Annotated in this window: 13 protein-coding genes and 1 riboswitch; of the genes, 7 read left to right on the top strand and 6 right to left on the bottom strand. The window is 57.0% G+C overall.

Annotated features, from left to right (window positions below):
* Window positions 1–4 precede the first annotated feature (4 nt).
* The gene (locus WG219_18365) at window positions 5–625 is read left to right on the top strand and encodes a CatB-related O-acetyltransferase (GenBank protein ID WXL25244.1); all 621 of its coding nucleotides are present in this window, start codon (window positions 5–7) and stop codon (window positions 623–625) included.
* A gap of 35 nt (window positions 626–660) precedes the next feature.
* Here WG219_18365 and WG219_18360 read toward each other — a convergent pair whose 3' ends face one another.
* On the bottom strand, window positions 661–2,484 hold the full coding sequence (locus tag WG219_18360) for an O-antigen ligase family protein (GenBank protein WXL25243.1): 1,824 nt from the start codon (window positions 2,482–2,484) through the stop codon (window positions 661–663).
* 201 nt (window positions 2,485–2,685) lie between these two features.
* Between WG219_18360 and msbA the strand changes: the two genes are divergently transcribed.
* The 4 genes from msbA (at window position 2,686) to hldE (ending at window position 8,314) form a co-directional block, all read left to right on the top strand.
* Window positions 2,686–4,521 (top strand): lipid A export permease/ATP-binding protein MsbA, encoded by a 1,836-nt coding sequence (gene msbA, locus WG219_18355; protein ID WXL25242.1) that lies wholly within the window; start codon window positions 2,686–2,688, stop codon window positions 4,519–4,521.
* A complete protein-coding gene (locus WG219_18350) occupies window positions 4,521–5,417 on the top strand; it encodes a GNAT family N-acetyltransferase (protein WXL25241.1) in 897 nt (298 codons plus the stop codon). The genes msbA and WG219_18350 overlap by 1 nt, the downstream gene beginning before the upstream one ends.
* Before the next feature lie 2 nt (window positions 5,418–5,419).
* Window positions 5,420–6,820, top strand: coding sequence for a PIG-L family deacetylase (locus WG219_18345; GenBank protein ID WXL25240.1), 1,401 nt, complete (start codon window positions 5,420–5,422; stop codon window positions 6,818–6,820).
* Between the two features lie 72 nt (window positions 6,821–6,892).
* Window positions 6,893–8,314: a bifunctional D-glycero-beta-D-manno-heptose-7-phosphate kinase/D-glycero-beta-D-manno-heptose 1-phosphate adenylyltransferase HldE gene (hldE, locus tag WG219_18340; protein WXL25239.1), complete on the top strand. Its 1,422-nt coding sequence runs from the start codon at window positions 6,893–6,895 to the stop codon at window positions 8,312–8,314.
* A 165-nt stretch (window positions 8,315–8,479) separates the two neighbouring features.
* Here hldE and WG219_18335 read toward each other — a convergent pair whose 3' ends face one another.
* From WG219_18335 to WG219_18320, 4 genes are all read right to left on the bottom strand, one after another.
* On the bottom strand, window positions 8,480–9,355 hold the full coding sequence (locus WG219_18335; protein ID WXL25238.1) for a metal ABC transporter ATPase: 876 nt from the start codon (window positions 9,353–9,355) through the stop codon (window positions 8,480–8,482).
* Between the two features lie 86 nt (window positions 9,356–9,441).
* Window positions 9,442–10,248, bottom strand: a complete 807-nt coding sequence (locus WG219_18330; protein ID WXL25237.1) for an aldo/keto reductase — start codon at window positions 10,246–10,248, stop codon at window positions 9,442–9,444.
* The gene (locus tag WG219_18325) at window positions 10,248–11,420 is read right to left on the bottom strand and encodes an FAD-dependent oxidoreductase (GenBank protein WXL25236.1); all 1,173 of its coding nucleotides are present in this window, start codon (window positions 11,418–11,420) and stop codon (window positions 10,248–10,250) included. Before WG219_18325 ends, WG219_18330 begins: the two co-directional genes overlap by 1 nt.
* Window positions 11,421–11,486: 66 nt before the next feature.
* On the bottom strand, window positions 11,487–11,819 hold the full coding sequence (locus tag WG219_18320; protein WXL25235.1) for a multidrug efflux SMR transporter: 333 nt from the start codon (window positions 11,817–11,819) through the stop codon (window positions 11,487–11,489).
* Window positions 11,820–11,904: 85 nt separating this feature from the next.
* Here WG219_18320 and WG219_18315 point away from each other — a divergent pair, with 85 nt between their 5' ends.
* The gene (locus tag WG219_18315; GenBank protein ID WXL25234.1) at window positions 11,905–12,789 is read left to right on the top strand and encodes a LysR family transcriptional regulator; all 885 of its coding nucleotides are present in this window, start codon (window positions 11,905–11,907) and stop codon (window positions 12,787–12,789) included.
* A 33-nt stretch (window positions 12,790–12,822) separates the two neighbouring features.
* Window positions 12,823–14,109: a lipid IV(A) 3-deoxy-D-manno-octulosonic acid transferase gene (waaA, locus tag WG219_18310; protein ID WXL25233.1), complete on the top strand. Its 1,287-nt coding sequence runs from the start codon at window positions 12,823–12,825 to the stop codon at window positions 14,107–14,109.
* Between the two features lie 240 nt (window positions 14,110–14,349).
* Here waaA and WG219_18305 read toward each other — a convergent pair whose 3' ends face one another.
* Window positions 14,350–15,792, bottom strand: coding sequence for a TolC family outer membrane protein (locus tag WG219_18305; protein ID WXL28039.1), 1,443 nt, complete (start codon window positions 15,790–15,792; stop codon window positions 14,350–14,352).
* Between the two features lie 211 nt (window positions 15,793–16,003).
* A riboswitch (TPP riboswitch) is annotated at window positions 16,004–16,110 on the top strand.
* The last annotated feature ends 10 nt before the right edge of the window (window positions 16,111–16,120 follow it).

The following is a 16,120-nucleotide window of genomic DNA, read 5'->3' as shown; positions in this document are numbered from 1 at the left end:
TGTTATGGGCTGGTTTTCACGTTTTAAGCAAAAACGCCAAAAAAAGGAAATTCGGCGGCTGCCGAAATTCCTGCGCGGTGCAGCAAAGTTTCTGCAGCGTTACCCAGACTACGAGATAGGGGTGGGAACGTATGGCCTACCGCTTGTCCACGACTGGAAAGAAGGCAGTACGCTGCGGATTGGTCGTTACACGTCAATTGCTGAAAACGTAGAAATTTTTCTGGGCGGGCATCATCGTCCGGACTGGATCACAACCTATCCTTTTCCCGTCATGTTTGACGAGGCGAAGGATGTGGTTGATTACGCGGTCAGTCGTGGGGATGTTGTGATTGGTAGCGATGTTTGGTTGTGTACCAATTGCATGATTTTGTCCGGCGTCACCATTGGGCATGGTGCTGTCGTAGCGGCGGGTGCGGTAGTCACGAAAGACGTTGCACCCTATTCCATCGTTGCTGGGAATCCTGCGCAGCATGTTCGCTGGCGCTTTGCTCCAGATCTATGCGAGCAGCTATTGCAGACAGCCTGGTGGGATTGGCCGGAACAAGAATTGCGTGAAATCAGCCCGTTGCTATGCAGCGATCGCTTAGATGACTTTCTACGTTACGCCCGCGCGCGTGAGTCCTGAGACCAGGCTCACGCGTTATTCTGTCGAATCAGCGTTTAGGTGCTGAATAGTTGGGATGCCGCCTTGGCGTTCTTGCTTGCGTATCCGCGTTTGAATGCATCCAGATTTTCTTCGAACAGCCAGTGCCGGTCTTGCTCATAGCGCTGGATATGTTTCAGGTTGCGTCGGCGCTTACCTCGGGTCAGGGGCTTGCCGCTGATCTGCATGTCAGCAAGATCAATTAGGCCTAGATTGCCGTCAGGTAAAAGCAGGACGTTACCTAGGTGGGCAGAGCGGAAGTAGACCCCTTTGGCGTGGAGGTTTGCCAACAACTCACCAAACCGCTGTACGAGCGCGTGACGTTCTTCCGAGTCGGTGTTTTCGATTGCTTTACGCAAAGTTTGACCAGGGAGTGGTCTGTAGTGTACTGCAGTCCCATTAACTGGGTCATCCAGCCAGTAAACATGGAGGATATCTGGGCAGGTGAATCCCAGCTGCTGAAGGTGTTTGGCGTTTTCAGCAAACCGGCAGGCATAAGGATTCAGCGACTCGCGTGAAAGCAAGGGGCGCTTACGAAATAGCTTGAGAATGCTGTCATCGGTTAGCTTAAGTACTTTGGGACCCAGGCCGTCTTGTTCAAGTACCAATGCATTGTGCGCTAGACCATTGAGGTCTGTTGCACACAGTTTGGTCATTTGGCCTTTAGGGCTGAGGGACAGTTTTCGCACACTGAAAGCGATGATCAACGCGATTGGTATCCACGTTAAAAACCAGTGTTCTTTCGGACGGGCCAAGAGGCCTCCACCCTCAGTTATACCGGCACCCAAGCCATAGACCATCAAGGCCCCGCAGGCGATAAACAGGTAGTCGTTTTTATTTTTCCAACATTGCCATAGGGCGAGTGTGTGGATCGCAAGCCACAGGGCTAGGCCGACACAGCCGGTGTAATAGGCAACCGCTAAGGTCAGGTTGTGGGGCTCTCTGAAGAGTGTTTTCTGGGCTTCGATATAGATACTTAGCGGCGTGTCAAAGCCGTGCCCAAACCAAGGCTCCGCCTTGATCAGATTGAGGGTCTGGCCCCACAGGTAGGGGCGGTATGAAAAGCCTCGGTTGGATATCAAGTCCGGGTGTAGCAGCAATATCGCCGCCAGACTGAGTAGCGCCACTGCAGCCAATGTTAATGCGCGCTTGTTCCAGCATGTAAGCATAAGCCACAAGCATGCCAAGGCGGTGGCCACCAACGGCGTGCGGGAGCCCGTAGCCACGATGGCTGCTCCCAATATACAGAGCGGCAAGAGTGCGAACAGGCAATACCTAGGGGGCTGAGTCATCCCCATCGTAAGCCAGACAATGAAAAAAAAGCCGAAAAGGTGGGAGCTAAGGAGAGGATTATCAAGGGCGCCGGGGCCGATGAAGCGCCCAGTAAGGCCATGGGCTGATATGAACTCGAACAAGCTGTAGGTGATAGGGGGAATTATGACCACTGCTGCCAGCAACATGGCATTCACTAGGCGCTGACGTGATTCGAGCACAACGAGGCAGGCGGCAGCGAACAGCAAAGTTATGTAGAGCGGTCGTTTGATGAGGCTTGTTGCTTTCGTGTCTGTTTCAGACCACGCGATGCTTAGCAATGCCAAGCAGGAGAAGACCAGGAAGCAAATGATCAGTGGGTTTTTCCAGATCAATTTGTTTCGTGAAGGCTCCAGAATCAGAGCTAGGGCACAGGGAGCAGCAACCAAGGCATAAAAAAACTTGTGGTAGATGCTACGTTCCGGTAGCAACACAAGACCACTAAGTAATGCAATGAATCCAATCGGTAGAATCCAGCGGCAGATAAAACGATAGCACTGCAGCCTCCTTGAGAGGTTGATCTCTTGCATTCGTTGGGTGGTCCTTGGTGGCAAAACAGTGGGCAATGATCTTACATGAACATACTGCCCCTGACCTAACGTGAAGCTTTGAAGGCCTCTCAGCGGTGCCTATTTCCCAGATGTGCGGCACAAAACTGAGCAGAATGCAGGGAGTCCGTTGACGACAACCCTCTATGTTAGAATGCTTCTTTTTTGAATATGGGCAATTCTATGCAAGAGAACGCGGCAGGCCAGCATGTGGGTTCAGGCCTGAAACTTTATTTGCGATTGCTTTCTTACGTTCGTGCATATTGGGTTTTCTTTGCGCTGAGTATTTTGGGCTTTCTGATCTTTGCATCAACCCAGCCGATGCTGGGTTACATTCTTAAGTACTTCGTAGATGGGCTGAACAACTCCGAAAGCAGCCTTTTTGCTAATGTTCCTTATATTCAGGATTGGGCTTGGCTTGCTCAGCTAAAGCTGTTGCATGCGGTGCCGCTGCTGATTGTGCTGATTGCGTTGTGGCAGGGAATCGGCTCATTTATGGGGAATTACTTCTTAGCCAAAGTATCGATGGGCTTAGTGCATGATTTACGGGTCGAGTTGTTCAATAATCTGCTTACCCTGCCCAATCGTTACTTTGACAGCAATAATTCTGGCCACCTGATATCCCGCATTACCTATAACGTAACCATGGTAACTGGTGCTGCTACCGATGCCATCAAAGTCGTAGTGCGTGAAGGCATGACGGTGATTTTCCTCTTTGCCGCGTTGTTGTGGATGAACTGGAAGCTAACACTGGTCATGGTGGCGATCCTGCCGATTATCGGTTGGATGGTTTCCAGTGCTAGTCGCAAATTCCGCAAGCAGAGCAAGAAAATCCAAGTTTCGATGGGTGATGTGACCCATGTGGCATCTGAAACGATCCAGGGCTATCGCGTTGTCCGCAGCTTTGGCGGCGAGCGGTATGAGCAGGGCCGCTTCTTGAAGGCAAGCTCCAGCAACCGTGACAAGCAGCTCCAGATGACTAAGACCGGTGCGGTTTATACGCCGATGCTGCAACTGGTGATCTACAGCGGCATGGCTACTTTGATGTTCCTGGTTCTGCTTATGCGCGGTGATGCCTCAGCCGGTGACTTGGTCGCCTATATCACACTTGCCGGTTTGCTGCCTAAACCAATTCGTCAGCTTTCTGAGGTCAGTGCCACTATTCAGAAAGGACTTGCCGGTGCTGAGAGCATTTTCGAACAACTCGACGAAGCCCCGGAAGTGGACCGTGGCACCGAAGAGCGCGAGCGTGTAAACGGTCGGCTTGAGGTGCGTAACCTGAGTTTCCAGTATCCAGGCTCTGAGAAGCCTGTGCTTAACGATATTTCCTTTGTTGCTGAGCCAGGGCAGATGATTGCACTGGTTGGACGCTCCGGTAGTGGTAAGTCGACTCTGGCTAACCTGATCCCACGCTTCTACCAACACGAACAGGGCCATATCCTGCTGGATGATCTGGATATCGATCAGTACAAAGTGCGCAACCTGCGTAAGCACCTGGCCTTTGTGACGCAACATGTCACGCTGTTCAATGACACCATCACCAACAACATTGCTTACGGTGATCTGCAAGGCACGCCGATGGAGGCTGTGCGTAAGGCTGCGGAAGACTCATACGCCGCCGAGTTCATCGAAAAAATGCCGGAGGCTTACGACACTCTGGTCGGTGAGAATGGTGTTCTGCTTTCCGGTGGTCAGCGTCAGCGCCTTGCGATTGCACGGGCACTGCTAAAAGATGCGCCGGTGCTCATCCTCGATGAGGCTACCTCGGCACTGGACACTGAGTCCGAACGCCACATTCAGGGTGCGCTGGATAAAGTCATGAAGGGGCGCACTACGTTGGTTATTGCGCATCGGTTGAGCACCATTGAGAAGGCTGATCTGATTCTGGTGATGGATCAGGGGCATATCGTCGAGCGGGGTACTCACCAAGAGCTATTGGCTTTGAACGGTTACTACGCACGATTGCATGCTCGCGACTTTGAGGATGCCGAAGAGCCTGCCGCTGGAACCGATGCCTGATGCTGAGCTATCTACGTGCATGGCGTGAACGCGGTTGGACGCCGATTGATGCGGCTGCCTATGCCCAAACTTGGCAGCAGTTCGGTGGCAGTGTCGCCACTCATCCGCAAGTTGTGGAGCGCCTGGCCGGACTGGCGGGTATACCGGTGCGCTATCTGGGCTGGATCGAGGGCGGGCAGATACGCGCTGCGATACCGACTTGGGGTCGGTATCTGGCTTTGTCCAAGGATGTACTGAAGAGCAAGGGTAAGCGCGGTCTGTTTGATCTGGGCAATGCCGAGATCATTCTGCCGGTCGACCCCGCTGTGCAGGTCGCGCTGCACCACCGAGCCCGTTATATCTCAGCTTTGCAGGCTGGGCGGATCACGACCCTGCGTGAGCAGCCGGAAGGTCTGGCGCTGGCCCGCGAGCCCGAGGAGTACAGCAAAAAATTCCGCTACAACCAGCGCCGTGAACAACGTCTGCTGGAAGATGCTGGCGGGTTGATCCGGCCAATGCTGGATCTGACGGCGCAAGAGCAGGCCGCTATTTATGCCGATCTGTTCCAGCGACGCTGGGGCTTTGAAGCCACGGGTAAGGATCATCTGACCGAGGTGTTCAGCCTGATGCGCGAGTTTATGACCGGCTCACTGATCTACTTCAATGATGAACCGGTCGCCATTCAGGTGTTGTACCGGGTTGAGGCCCCTGAGTGGGTTAGCCTTGAGTACATCAATGGTGGGGTTGATCCGCAGAATCGTGAGTTTAGCCCTGGCAGCGTGCTCAGTTATGTGAACACCCAGACGGCTTGGGCAGAAGCCCGTGCCATCGGCAAGCCGCTGCGCTATTCCTTTGGCCGCGCCGACCGGGAGTACAAGGACCGTTGGTGCAACCGAGTTGCGGTTTATCAGGTTTGATTATGTCAGGACGCAAACAAGCTCTGCTCAAACGTCATCGCCGCAACAAACGCATCGCCCTGTTGATCTCATTGGTGCTGCTGATTGTCATCGGTGTATTGGTCGCTTGGTGGTGGGTACCACTGTTGCTGGTACTGGGCTGGATCAGTCACGAGGCTTGGTTTGCCGATCACCTGTTCTACGCGCCAACTGATGACTACCTCTATAACTTCCCGCCGCAAACCCAAACGCTGAACGGCCGTATCGAGAATGGCCTGGTCCGACTGGAAGGCGTTTTTGATCCTGCTGACACCCTGATTCTGCGAGTACGCATTAAGGCCGGCTGGCTGGGCCGCTGGGTTGATCCCTATGTGCAGGTCGGTGAGGACCGTCAGGATTTCGAGCGCGGCGTCAGCGGCGTGCGCTATCTGAATTTGTCGGGGCAGGGCGCAGCGCTGGCCAATGGCGAATTGCGTCTGAGAGGCCGTTTTTGTCAGGTGGACGCAGATGTCACTCTGTACGCCATGACTAACCCGGATTACGCCGGGCAGCGTCTGATGATCATCGCACCCCATGCTGATGATGCAGAGCTTGCGGCGTTCGGGCTGTACAGCCGGGCGCAGGATGTCAGCATCGTGACCCTGACTCAGGGCGAGATTGAAGCGGAAAACTATCAAACATTGGGCTTGGACAAGGCTGCGGCAGCCCGCCTAAAAGGCCGCCTGCGTACCTGGGACAGCTTGGCCATACCGCTGTGGGGCGGCGTGCCACAAAGCCAGTGTGTGCAACTGGGCTACTACTGCCTGCAACTGCCAGCCATGCAAGCTGAGCCAGAGCAAGCGTTCGGCTCAAGGGAGTCCGGCGAGGGCGACGTTCGCAGTGTGCGTCAGCACAATCCGCTGCCTTTGCCTGGTGATGAGGACGGACAGCCGACTTGGCGTAATCTGCTGGCTGATTTGGTCGCAGCGCTTGAGCACTATCGTCCTCAGGTTGTGATCACTCCACACCCTGAGCTTGATCCCCACAGCGACCACGTCGCCAGCACGGCCGCTTTAATCCAGGCCATTGGCCTGAGCAGCCATAAGCCGCAGACCTTGCTGCTGTACGCCAACCACCTGCATGACAATGACCGCTGGCCGATGGGCCCCGCTGGTAACGGCATTGCCTTGCCCCCAGCCATTGAAGCGCTACCGGTTGATCAGCTATGGAGCCCGCAGCTAGATGCCGCTCAGCAGCTGGATAAGGCCATGGCGCTGGCCATGCAGCATGATTTGCAAGGTACGCTGCCTTTGAAGCGTCGCCTGCGTCGTTGGATACAGATGATTTTGGCCGGGCGTCGCTGGCCGAAGACTGGCGAAGACGAGTTTATGCGTAAGGCCGTGCGTCGACATGAACTATTTTGGGTGCGCCAACTCGGTGACTAAATGTCGCCAGAATGGCATTTTTGCCAGCAATGATATGATTCGCGGGATTTTTCCGCTGAACCTGGAGTATTTATGAAATTGACCATGCCGCATTTCGATCAGGCCAGCGTTCTGGTTGTGGGCGATGTCATGCTGGATCGTTACTGGCATGGCGGCACGTCGCGGATTTCTCCCGAGGCCCCAGTGCCGGTGGTCAAGGTTGAGGAGATGGAGGACCGTCCTGGCGGCGCGGCCAATGTGGCGCTGAACATCGCGGCTCTCGGTGCGGCTGCCACCCTCATCGGCGTGACCGGTGAGGATGAAGCCGCCAGCAGCTTGCGCGCCAAGTTGCAAAACGTTGGTATCAAGACTCAGTTCCAAACCATCAAGGATCAGCCCACGATCGTTAAGCTGCGGGTGATGAGCCGTCACCAGCAGTTGCTGCGCATGGACTTTGAAGAGCCGTTCCGTACTGATACGGGCGCTATCGCCGCCAGTGTGGAGTTGCAACTGGACGGCGTTAAAGTGCTGGTGCTGTCTGACTACGGCAAGGGCGCTTTGCAGAATCACCAGGAGCTGGTGCAGCTGGCTCTGAAAAAAGGCATTACGGTACTGGCTGACCCTAAAGGTAAAGACTTTTCCATCTACCGCGGTGCCAGCCTGATCACCCCAAATCTCAGCGAGTTCGAAGCGATTGTTGGCCGTTGCCACAGCGATGAAGAACTGGTCACGAAGGGCCTGAAGCTTGTTGCCGATCTTGAGCTAGGCGCGTTGTTGGTGACCCGCAGCGAAAACGGCATGAGCTTGCTGCGCCCTGAGCATCCGCCACTGCATCTGGCTGCTAAAGCACGCGAAGTGTTCGATGTGACCGGCGCTGGTGACACCGTGATTTCTACACTGGCCGCGTGCCTGGCTGCCGGTGAACCGCTGGAGAATGCCGTTGCTCTAGCGAATCTGGCCGCCAGTATTGTGGTGGGAAAGCTTGGCACGGCGGCGATCAGCGCCCCTGAGCTGCGGCGGGCTATTCACCGCGAGGCAGGCTCGCAAAGTGGAGCGTTGGAGCTGGATCAACTGCTGCTGGCGGTTGAAGATGCCCGTGCCCATGGTGAGAAAATCGTCTTCACCAATGGCTGTTTCGACATTCTGCATGCCGGCCACGTGACCTATCTGGAGCAGGCCCGTGCCCAGGGTGATCGTCTTGTGCTGGCGGTAAATGATGATGCGTCGGTCTCTCGACTCAAAGGCCCGGAGCGCCCGATCAACAGTGTCGACCGACGTATGGCGGTGTTGGCCGGTTTAGGCGCTGTGGACTGGGTGGTGAGCTTCAGCGAAGACACCCCGGAAAACCTGCTGAAAGCGATCAGGCCCGATGTGCTGGTCAAAGGTGGTGATTACACCGTTGATCAGGTTGTCGGTGCCGATATCGTTCGTGCATACGGTGGTGAAGTGCGCGTGTTGGGGCTGGTGGAAAATAGCTCGACCACGGCCATCGTGAACAAAATCCGTAAGCAGTAATTCTGTTTCCGCCAGTGGCTACCTGTGTAGCTACTGGTGGAGTGGCTACAGCGCTGACTAGCCAGCGAATCGTGGCAAGTTCGAAGATATCCAACAGATCGAGCTGCGGTTTGTGCCCAGGCGCCTGCTGAGCAAGAGTTCCTGTGAGCTGACGTAGTGGCGGTCTCAGTTGCTGAGGCCCGCCATCCAGTCTTTCCAGCGGATACGCTCGTCAGCTACCACCCAGCCGTCCTGAGCGGCAAAACCTTCCGATAGCCAAATGCCGCGCGTGCTCGCAGCGATCAGTTGGCCTTTTTTCAGGGTCAGCAGCTCGGGACGAGGGCGGCCGTTCTCCAGAGGGATCAGGAACAAGTCAGGCCGTGTCCGGTTGAGGCGGGCAACCAGCTGGCCGCTTTCGACCTGCTCATCCACATGCAGCAGGGTGAGTTGGCGGATCTCTTTCGGCAGCTCCAGGCGCAAGTCGTAAACCAGTTGCAGCGAGGCAGTCGGCAAGTGCACGTAGGCACGGGGACGCTCCAGTAATTTGAGGTTTTCACACTGTACTGGTCGTGCGGAGCCTGAGAGGGTGTGCAGGGTAAAGTGGGTGGTTTCGCGGTAGCGCAGGGTTTTCTGATAGGGCGTGGGTAGCCAAGTTTCGCCATAGCGGCCGCTGAGCCAGCCTTCTGGGGTCTCCAGCAGGCATTCTTCGGCGACTTCCTGCAAGGCGGTGTGCAGGGGCAGATTCAGCTCATGGCTGGGGACGTAGCCGGAGATCAGTTTGAGTACGATGTCGCCACGGTCTGCCCGGCGTTGGCGCACCAACACCCAATAGTCGCGGCCTTGCCAGCTTAGGGTCAGGCGCACGGACACGCCGAGGTTGGCCAGCTGTACGGCGAAACGCTGGTTGTTCGGGACTTCAACGGTTTTGCGCTTTTCCAGCATCTGGGAAAAGTTCAGAGGCATGCCCACTGCTTGATAGACCAGAGCGTCGGGGCTGGCTTCGACAAACAACTGGCGGGTCTTGAAGTGACCAGGTTCTTTACTGATCAGGGTCCGTGGCATTGAGCAGTGCCTCCCATCTGTGCGTTCAGATCAGACAGCTTGGCACAACAAAACGTGCTGCGTTGAGCGGGCTTGCTGACGAACGCTTAAGCAATATCCTGCAACACCGCTGCTGCAGTGGCCACGTTGTGGGCCAGGTGCTGCGGGTTAATGGTGCCAATGATGGCGCTGGTCGTGGCCGGATGACTGAAAATCAGTTCGAAGCTGGCCCGTACCGGATCTTCGCCAGCCAGGCAGGCATGGCCGCTGGCCAAGGCTTTCTTGATCAGAATGCCCTTGCCGTGGTTTTCGGCGTAATCCAGCACTGGAACTTCAGCCTGCTCGTTGAGGTTGTAGGTGACCATGGCGCAGTCGCCTTTTTCCAGGGCAAGCAGGCCGCCTTCAACGGTTTTTCCCGACAGGCCGAAGCCGCGGATTTTGCCTTCGCGCTTGAGGTCTTGTAGGGTTTCATAGACACCGCTATCGCGCAGAATCGCCACGTCGTTGCCATCGGAGTGCACCAGAATCAAGTCGATGCAGTCGGTTTCAAGACGTGTGAGGCTGCGTTCCACGGAAAAACGGGTATGAGCCGGACTGAAGTCGAAGCTGGACTGGCCATTTTCGAACTCTTCACCCACTTTACTGACGATCACCCACGCGTCGCGTTGGTCGCGCAGGAGCGGGCCGAGGCGGGTTTCACTGGTGCCGTAAGCGGGGGCGGTATCGATCAGGTTGATGCCCAGGTCCCGCGCCTGTGCCAGCAGATTGCGTACGGCGGCATCATCCGGAATGGTAAAACCGTTGGGGTATTTGACGCCCTGATCACGGCCAATTTTTACGGTGCCCAGACCAATAGGGGAGACCACTAGGCCGGTGCTGCCCAGTGGACGGTGCAGGTTGTGCAGTGAGTTCATCAGAACAACTCCTCCCAGACTGGGGTCGTCACGGTCGGGCGCGGCAGGTCAGGTAGAGCAGGGTGTTGCTGGGGTTGAACACCATCACGCTCGAACGCAGCGAGCACGCGGTCGGCGAAGTCCGGCGCGAGTGCCAGTTTGGTCGGCCAGCCCACCAGCAAGGCATCGTCTTCGTGCAGGAAGGCATTGTCCGGGCGCACCAGGCCGGATTGCGCAGGCTCTGCGCGGTCGACCCGCAGTGTTGCCCATTGTGCTGTGGATAAATCCACCCAGGGCAGCAGGTCGCCCAGTTCTTTCTGCGCAGCTGCGATTTGCTGCTGCGGGTCGCGGGCTACGCCGTCGGCTTCGGCCAAGTCGCCGCCCAGATACCAGACCCACTGACCGTCCGCCGCCGGATGAGTGGTGACGGTGATACGCGGCTTGGGGCCACCGCCCAGGCAATGAGCGTATAGCGGCTTCAGATTCGGGCTTTTCACCAGCACCATATGCAGCGGGCGCAGTTGCTGGGCGGGCTGATTCAGACCGAGACGGCTGAGCAACTCGGCATTGCCTCGGCCGGCGCTGAGGACAATGCGCTGAGCGCGAATTGGCTGACCGTCGATGTGCAGGCCGACCAGTTTGTCGCCCTCAAGCAGCGGCTCAATGCTCTGTCCGGCCAGTAGGCCGTCTGCTGCCAGCTCGCTCAGTCGGCGAATCAGGCTGGGGACGTCCAACACCAGTTCGGCGAGTCGGTAAACCTTGCCTTTAAAACGCGGGTTTTGCAGCGCTGGGGGAAGTTGATCACCTTTGACCTGATCGACCCGGCCCCGAACGGCCTTGCTGGCGAAAAAGCTGGTGATGTTGCCTGCGAGGCTGCCGGGGGACCACAGATAGTGCGCGTCCGAGAGCAGGCGGACGCCGGAAAGGTCCAGCTCACCGTTGCCCGCGAGGGCTTCTCGCCAGCGTCGCGGCATATCGGCAATGGCTTCGGAGGCGCCGGTCAGCGCACCGTGCAGAGCATACTTGGCCCCACCATGGATAATCCCCTGGGATTTGACGCTCTGGCCACCGCCCAAGGTGGCGCTTTCCACGAGGATGGTGGAAAAGCCTTTGCGGCGAAGGCGGGCGTTCAGCCAGAGTCCGGCAACGCCGCCGCCAACGATCAATACATCCGTGCTTAGTGCCTGGGTCATGCAGGGGTCTCACCGGGAAAACAGATGCGCAGTATAACCCGCTGGTGAGTGAGCGCTTGCCTTGCGTCAGTGTCCGGTGCTGTTGGAGAACAGTTGGATCACCACCACACCGCTGACGATCAGGCCCATACCGAGGATGGCCGGCAGGTCTAGGCGCTGCTGGTAGAGGAACACGGCGGCTATGCTGACCAGCACAATACCCATGCCCGCCCAGATCGCATAGGCGATACCCACCGGGATGGTTTTGACCACAATGCTCAGCAACCAGAATGAAATGAGGTAGCCGAACACCACTAGAATCAGTGGCAGTGGTTTGTTAAAGCCATCCAGTGCCTTCATCGAGGAGGTGGCAATCACTTCGGCAATGATGGCGATGGAAAGATAGAAAAAGCCGCTCATATCAGAATCTCCTTAAAATCTGCTGGCATTCTAGGGCTGCTATGGATGAGGTAAAGTGAATACCTATCTGAATAGGAGATAGGTTGTGCAGTGGAACCTCGAGCAAATCCGCCTGTTTGTGAGTGTTGCCGAAGGGCGCTCCTTCTCTGCCGTTGGGCGCGAGATGCGCCGGGCGCAGTCCGCTGTCAGTGGTGCAATTGCGGCATTGGAAGATGATCTCGGCGTGGTTCTGTTTGAGCGCAGCAGCGGCAAACAGCCAAAATTGACTGAGGCCGGTGCTGCCATGCTGGAGGAAGCGCGGGAGGTATTGCGCCAGTGTCAGCGGCTGGATGGACGGGCCAAGGGGCTGGTGCGGGGCGAGGAGGTACGCCTGCGTCTGGCGCTGGATGAGGCGATGCCTTATCAGCCAGTGCTGGACAGCCTGGAGGATCTGGCGCGGGTTTTTCCCATGGTGGAAATGCAACTGACCAACGTCTCTCAGGGCGATGTTGCCCTCAAGGTCGTGGAGAAACGTGCTGACCTGGGGCTGTTGTTTCGCTCCGGAGAAATGCCGAGCTCGCTTGAGCGACAGCGCTTGGGGTTGGTGGAAATGGTGACGGTGTGTGGTGTTGGTCATCCATTGGCCACGCTTGGCCATGTGGACCTGCGTGAGTTGGCGCGGCACCGCCAACTGCTTTTACCGCCGCAGGACAATCAGTACCCCGACAGCAAACAGCTAAGCCCTGAAGTCTGGCGTACGGACAGTTTCTATCAAATGGCCGAACTGCTGATGCGTAACTTGGGGTGGGCTTGGTTACCACGGCATGTGGTGCAGTACCCAACCTATCGCAATCACCTGATTGAGCTCACCAGTGACTGGAGTCCGCCATCACTGGTGGTTGAGCTGGTCTGTAGACGTGATGAGAGCCTCGGCCCAGCTGCGCGCTGGTTGGCTGATTGCCTGGGTGAACGTCTGCGGGCGATTGGCTGAAGCCTTGAACGCTCTCTGCTAAGCTGCGCGCCTATGAACAGAACCCTCTATACCTTGCTTTTTCACCTCGGTCTGCCTTTGGTGGCGCTGCGTTTGGCGTGGCGCGCCTGGAAGGCCCCGGCGTATGCCAAACGCATTGGCGAACGCTTCGCTTTCGGCATGCCGCCTCTTAAGTCCGGTGGTATCTGGTTGCACGCAGTATCGGTGGGCGAGAGCATCGCGGCTGCGCCGCTGGTGCGCGAACTGCTCAAGCGTTACCCAGATCTGCCCATCACCATGACCTGCATGACGCCGACCGGGTCGGAGCGTATTCAGGCGATGTTTGGTGGCCCTGAATACGCTGGGCGCGTGCAGCATTGCTACTTGCCTTATGACCTGCCGTGGGCTGCGGCGCGCTTCTTCAATAAGATCAAGCCGCGCGTGGCGGTGATTATGGAAACCGAGCTGTGGCCCAACCATATTCACCAGTGCGCTAAGCGTGGTATTCCGGTGGCGCTGGCCAACGGTCGCCTGTCCGAGCGCTCAGCGCGGGGCTATGCCCGGTTCGGCAAGCTGACTGCGCCGATGCTGGCGGAAATGTCTCTGCTGGCAGTTCAGACAGAAGCAGAAGCAGAACGCTTTCGAAACCTGGGAGCGCGCCGAGAGTGTGTCGAGGTGACCGGTTCGATCAAGTTTGATCTAACCATCGACCCTCAGTTGCCGATACGGGCCGCTGAGCTGCGTGAGCAGTGGCAGGCTACGGCGCGCCCTGTATGGATCGCGGCCAGTACCCATGTGGGGGAGGACGAACAGATTCTGGCGACTCACCAACAGCTATTGCAGCAGTGGCCGGATGCGTTGCTGATTCTGGTGCCGCGCCACCCAGAACGATTCGGCACGGTTTACGAGCTTTGCCAGAATCACGGGTTTACCACCCGCCGCCGCTCGACTGGTGAAGATGTGCAGCCTACCGATCAGGTGCTGTTGGGCGACACCATGGGCGAGTTGCTGTTTATGTATGCACTGTCTGATGTGGCGTTTGTCGGCGGAAGTCTGATCCCCCACGGTGGGCATAATTTGCTTGAGCCTGCAGCACTGGGTAAGCCGTTGCTGAGTGGCCCGCACACTTTTAACTTCCTCGAAATCGCCGCAATGCTGCGAGACGCTGGCGCGCTACGCGAGCCGGTGGACAGCGCTGCTCTTGCCGGAGCGCTTCAAGAACTGTGGCGTAATCCTGAGCAGGCTCAGGCAATGGCCGCTGCAGGTACAGCTGTTATGCAGGCTAACCAAGGTGCATTGGCAAAACTGCTGGCCGGATTGGATCGGCTGATTCGTGGCTGAAGCCACTCCTGCTAAGTCACTGTATCAGTGGACTGGTTAGGGGCCTTGAGCACGGTCGGGTGGAAAGGCCGAAGGATTACCCACCGCTGCGTTCTATTGGGTGGGTAATCTGCTGCGCAGACTTACACCACCCTACGAATCTACAGACTGTAGGTTAGTCACTGTTATGGCGATAACCTCAACCTAAGGCATCCCCAAACAACAAGCCCGGCATGTGCCGGGCTTGTTGTTTTTGATCATTCAATACGGTGCTTTGCCCCGCAGCTGGGCTTCAGCTGCTTTGGCCAGGTCTGGCGGCAGGAAGTCCTTGTCTGGGTTGTAATCTGACTTCAGGTACTGCTCCAGCGCTTTGAGGTCATCCGGGCTTAGCGTCCCAGCGGCCTGCTTCAGGCGCAGGTTGTTGAGGATGTAGTCATAGCGGGCGTTGTTGTAGTTGCGCACAGCGCTGTAAAGCTGGCGTTGAGCGTCGAGAACATCAACGATGTTGCGGGTTCCGACTTGGTAGCCGATTTCAGTGGCTTCAAGGGCGCTTTGGTTGGAGATGATTGACTGCTTACGCGCCTGTACGGTTTCCACGTCGGTGTTGACTGCGCGATGCAGGTTACGTGTGTTTTGCACCACCTGACGGCGCAGGCTCTCGCGCAGCTGCTCGGTTTGATCCAGGCGTTGGTACGACTCGCGCACTTGGCTTGAAGTCAGGCCGCCGCTGTACAGGGGGATATTCAACTGCACGCCAATGCTGCTTTGCTCAACGTCACCGCTGTAAGGTGGTGCGGCGGGCGCGCCAGAGTTGGTGAAGCCCATGTTGTCGTTATCGCCCTTGCGATAGCTGGCAACGGCGTCCAGTGTCGGCGCATGCCCAGACTTACGCTGGCGTAGGGTTTCCTGAGCGGCATCCACGGCGTAGTTGCTGGCCAGTAGATTAAGGTTCTGTGCCGCAGCGGTGTCGACCCAGGCTTTGGCGTCATTGGGTGTCGGCGCCAGAATCGGCAGACTGTGAACAATCCCCTCAAGGCCGCTGTATTCGCGGTTGGTCAGGGTGACCAGAGCCTGGAAAGCGTCCTCTACCTGGCGCTGCGCAATGATGCGATTGGCCCGGGCGGTGTCGTAACCCGCTTGCGATTCAAGTACGTCGGTTTTGTCAGAAAGGCCCACATCGAAGCGCTCATTGGCTTGATCCAGTTGGCGCTTGAACGCCGCCTCTTCAGCTTTGGTGGAAGCCAGGTTGTCCTGGGCTCGCAGCACAGAGAAATAGGCATCGGCACTTTGCAGGATCAGGTTTTGCTCGGTGGCAGACAGTTCAAGAGCGGCCTGCTCATTCACGGCTTCAGCGGCTTGTAGTTGGAACCAGCGATCAATCCGGAACAGCGGTTGGCTTAAGTTAGCCTGATAGACCACGCCGTTGCGGTTGGAGGTCACAGACGGGGAGTCCACACTAGTGCGCGTACTACCCAGCTCTGCGCCTGCTGAAATATTGGGTAGCAAGCCTGCGCGCGCCTGAGGAACACCTTCGCTACGTGCTTTGTAGTCTGCTCGGGCGGCGGCCAGATCAGCGTTGTTGGCAGCAGCTTCCTGATAGACAGAAATCAGACTGGCTTTGGTAGGCAGTGGAGCTTGCTCTGCCCAGACCAAGTTGCTGGTAGCAGCGGCGACGGCAAAGGCCAGTGAGAGTCTGCGCAACATCATGTAGGCATGTCCTGAAGTAGGCGATAATCGGTAAAGGCTAAGGGGGCCGGGAGCTAGGGTCAAGGTTGCTTCGGCTCCCGCAAGTCTAGTTGCCATCTGCAATATTCGCTTTGTGCTGGCGCACCGTTCGATATTAGACGGATGACTCGTTAGTCAGAGAAATACAAAAGGTTATTGGTGTTCCGCCGTTGGCTTGATTAGACTGCCAAGGTTCTTGTCGGGGTGCCCTAAGTGAGGGGCTGAGATTGGCAGTTGCCGGATCCCGTTGAACCTGATCAGGTTAAAGCCTGCGTAGGGAACAAGATGTACCGCCCGTTCTGGGTGT

The sequence above is a fragment of the Pseudomonas mendocina genome, assembly GCA_037482215.1.
GTDB lineage: Bacteria > Pseudomonadota > Gammaproteobacteria > Pseudomonadales > Pseudomonadaceae > Aquipseudomonas > Aquipseudomonas mendocina_E.
The sequence above is the reverse complement of the archived record's forward strand: the minus strand, read 5'-3'. Positions and strand labels throughout refer to the sequence as shown.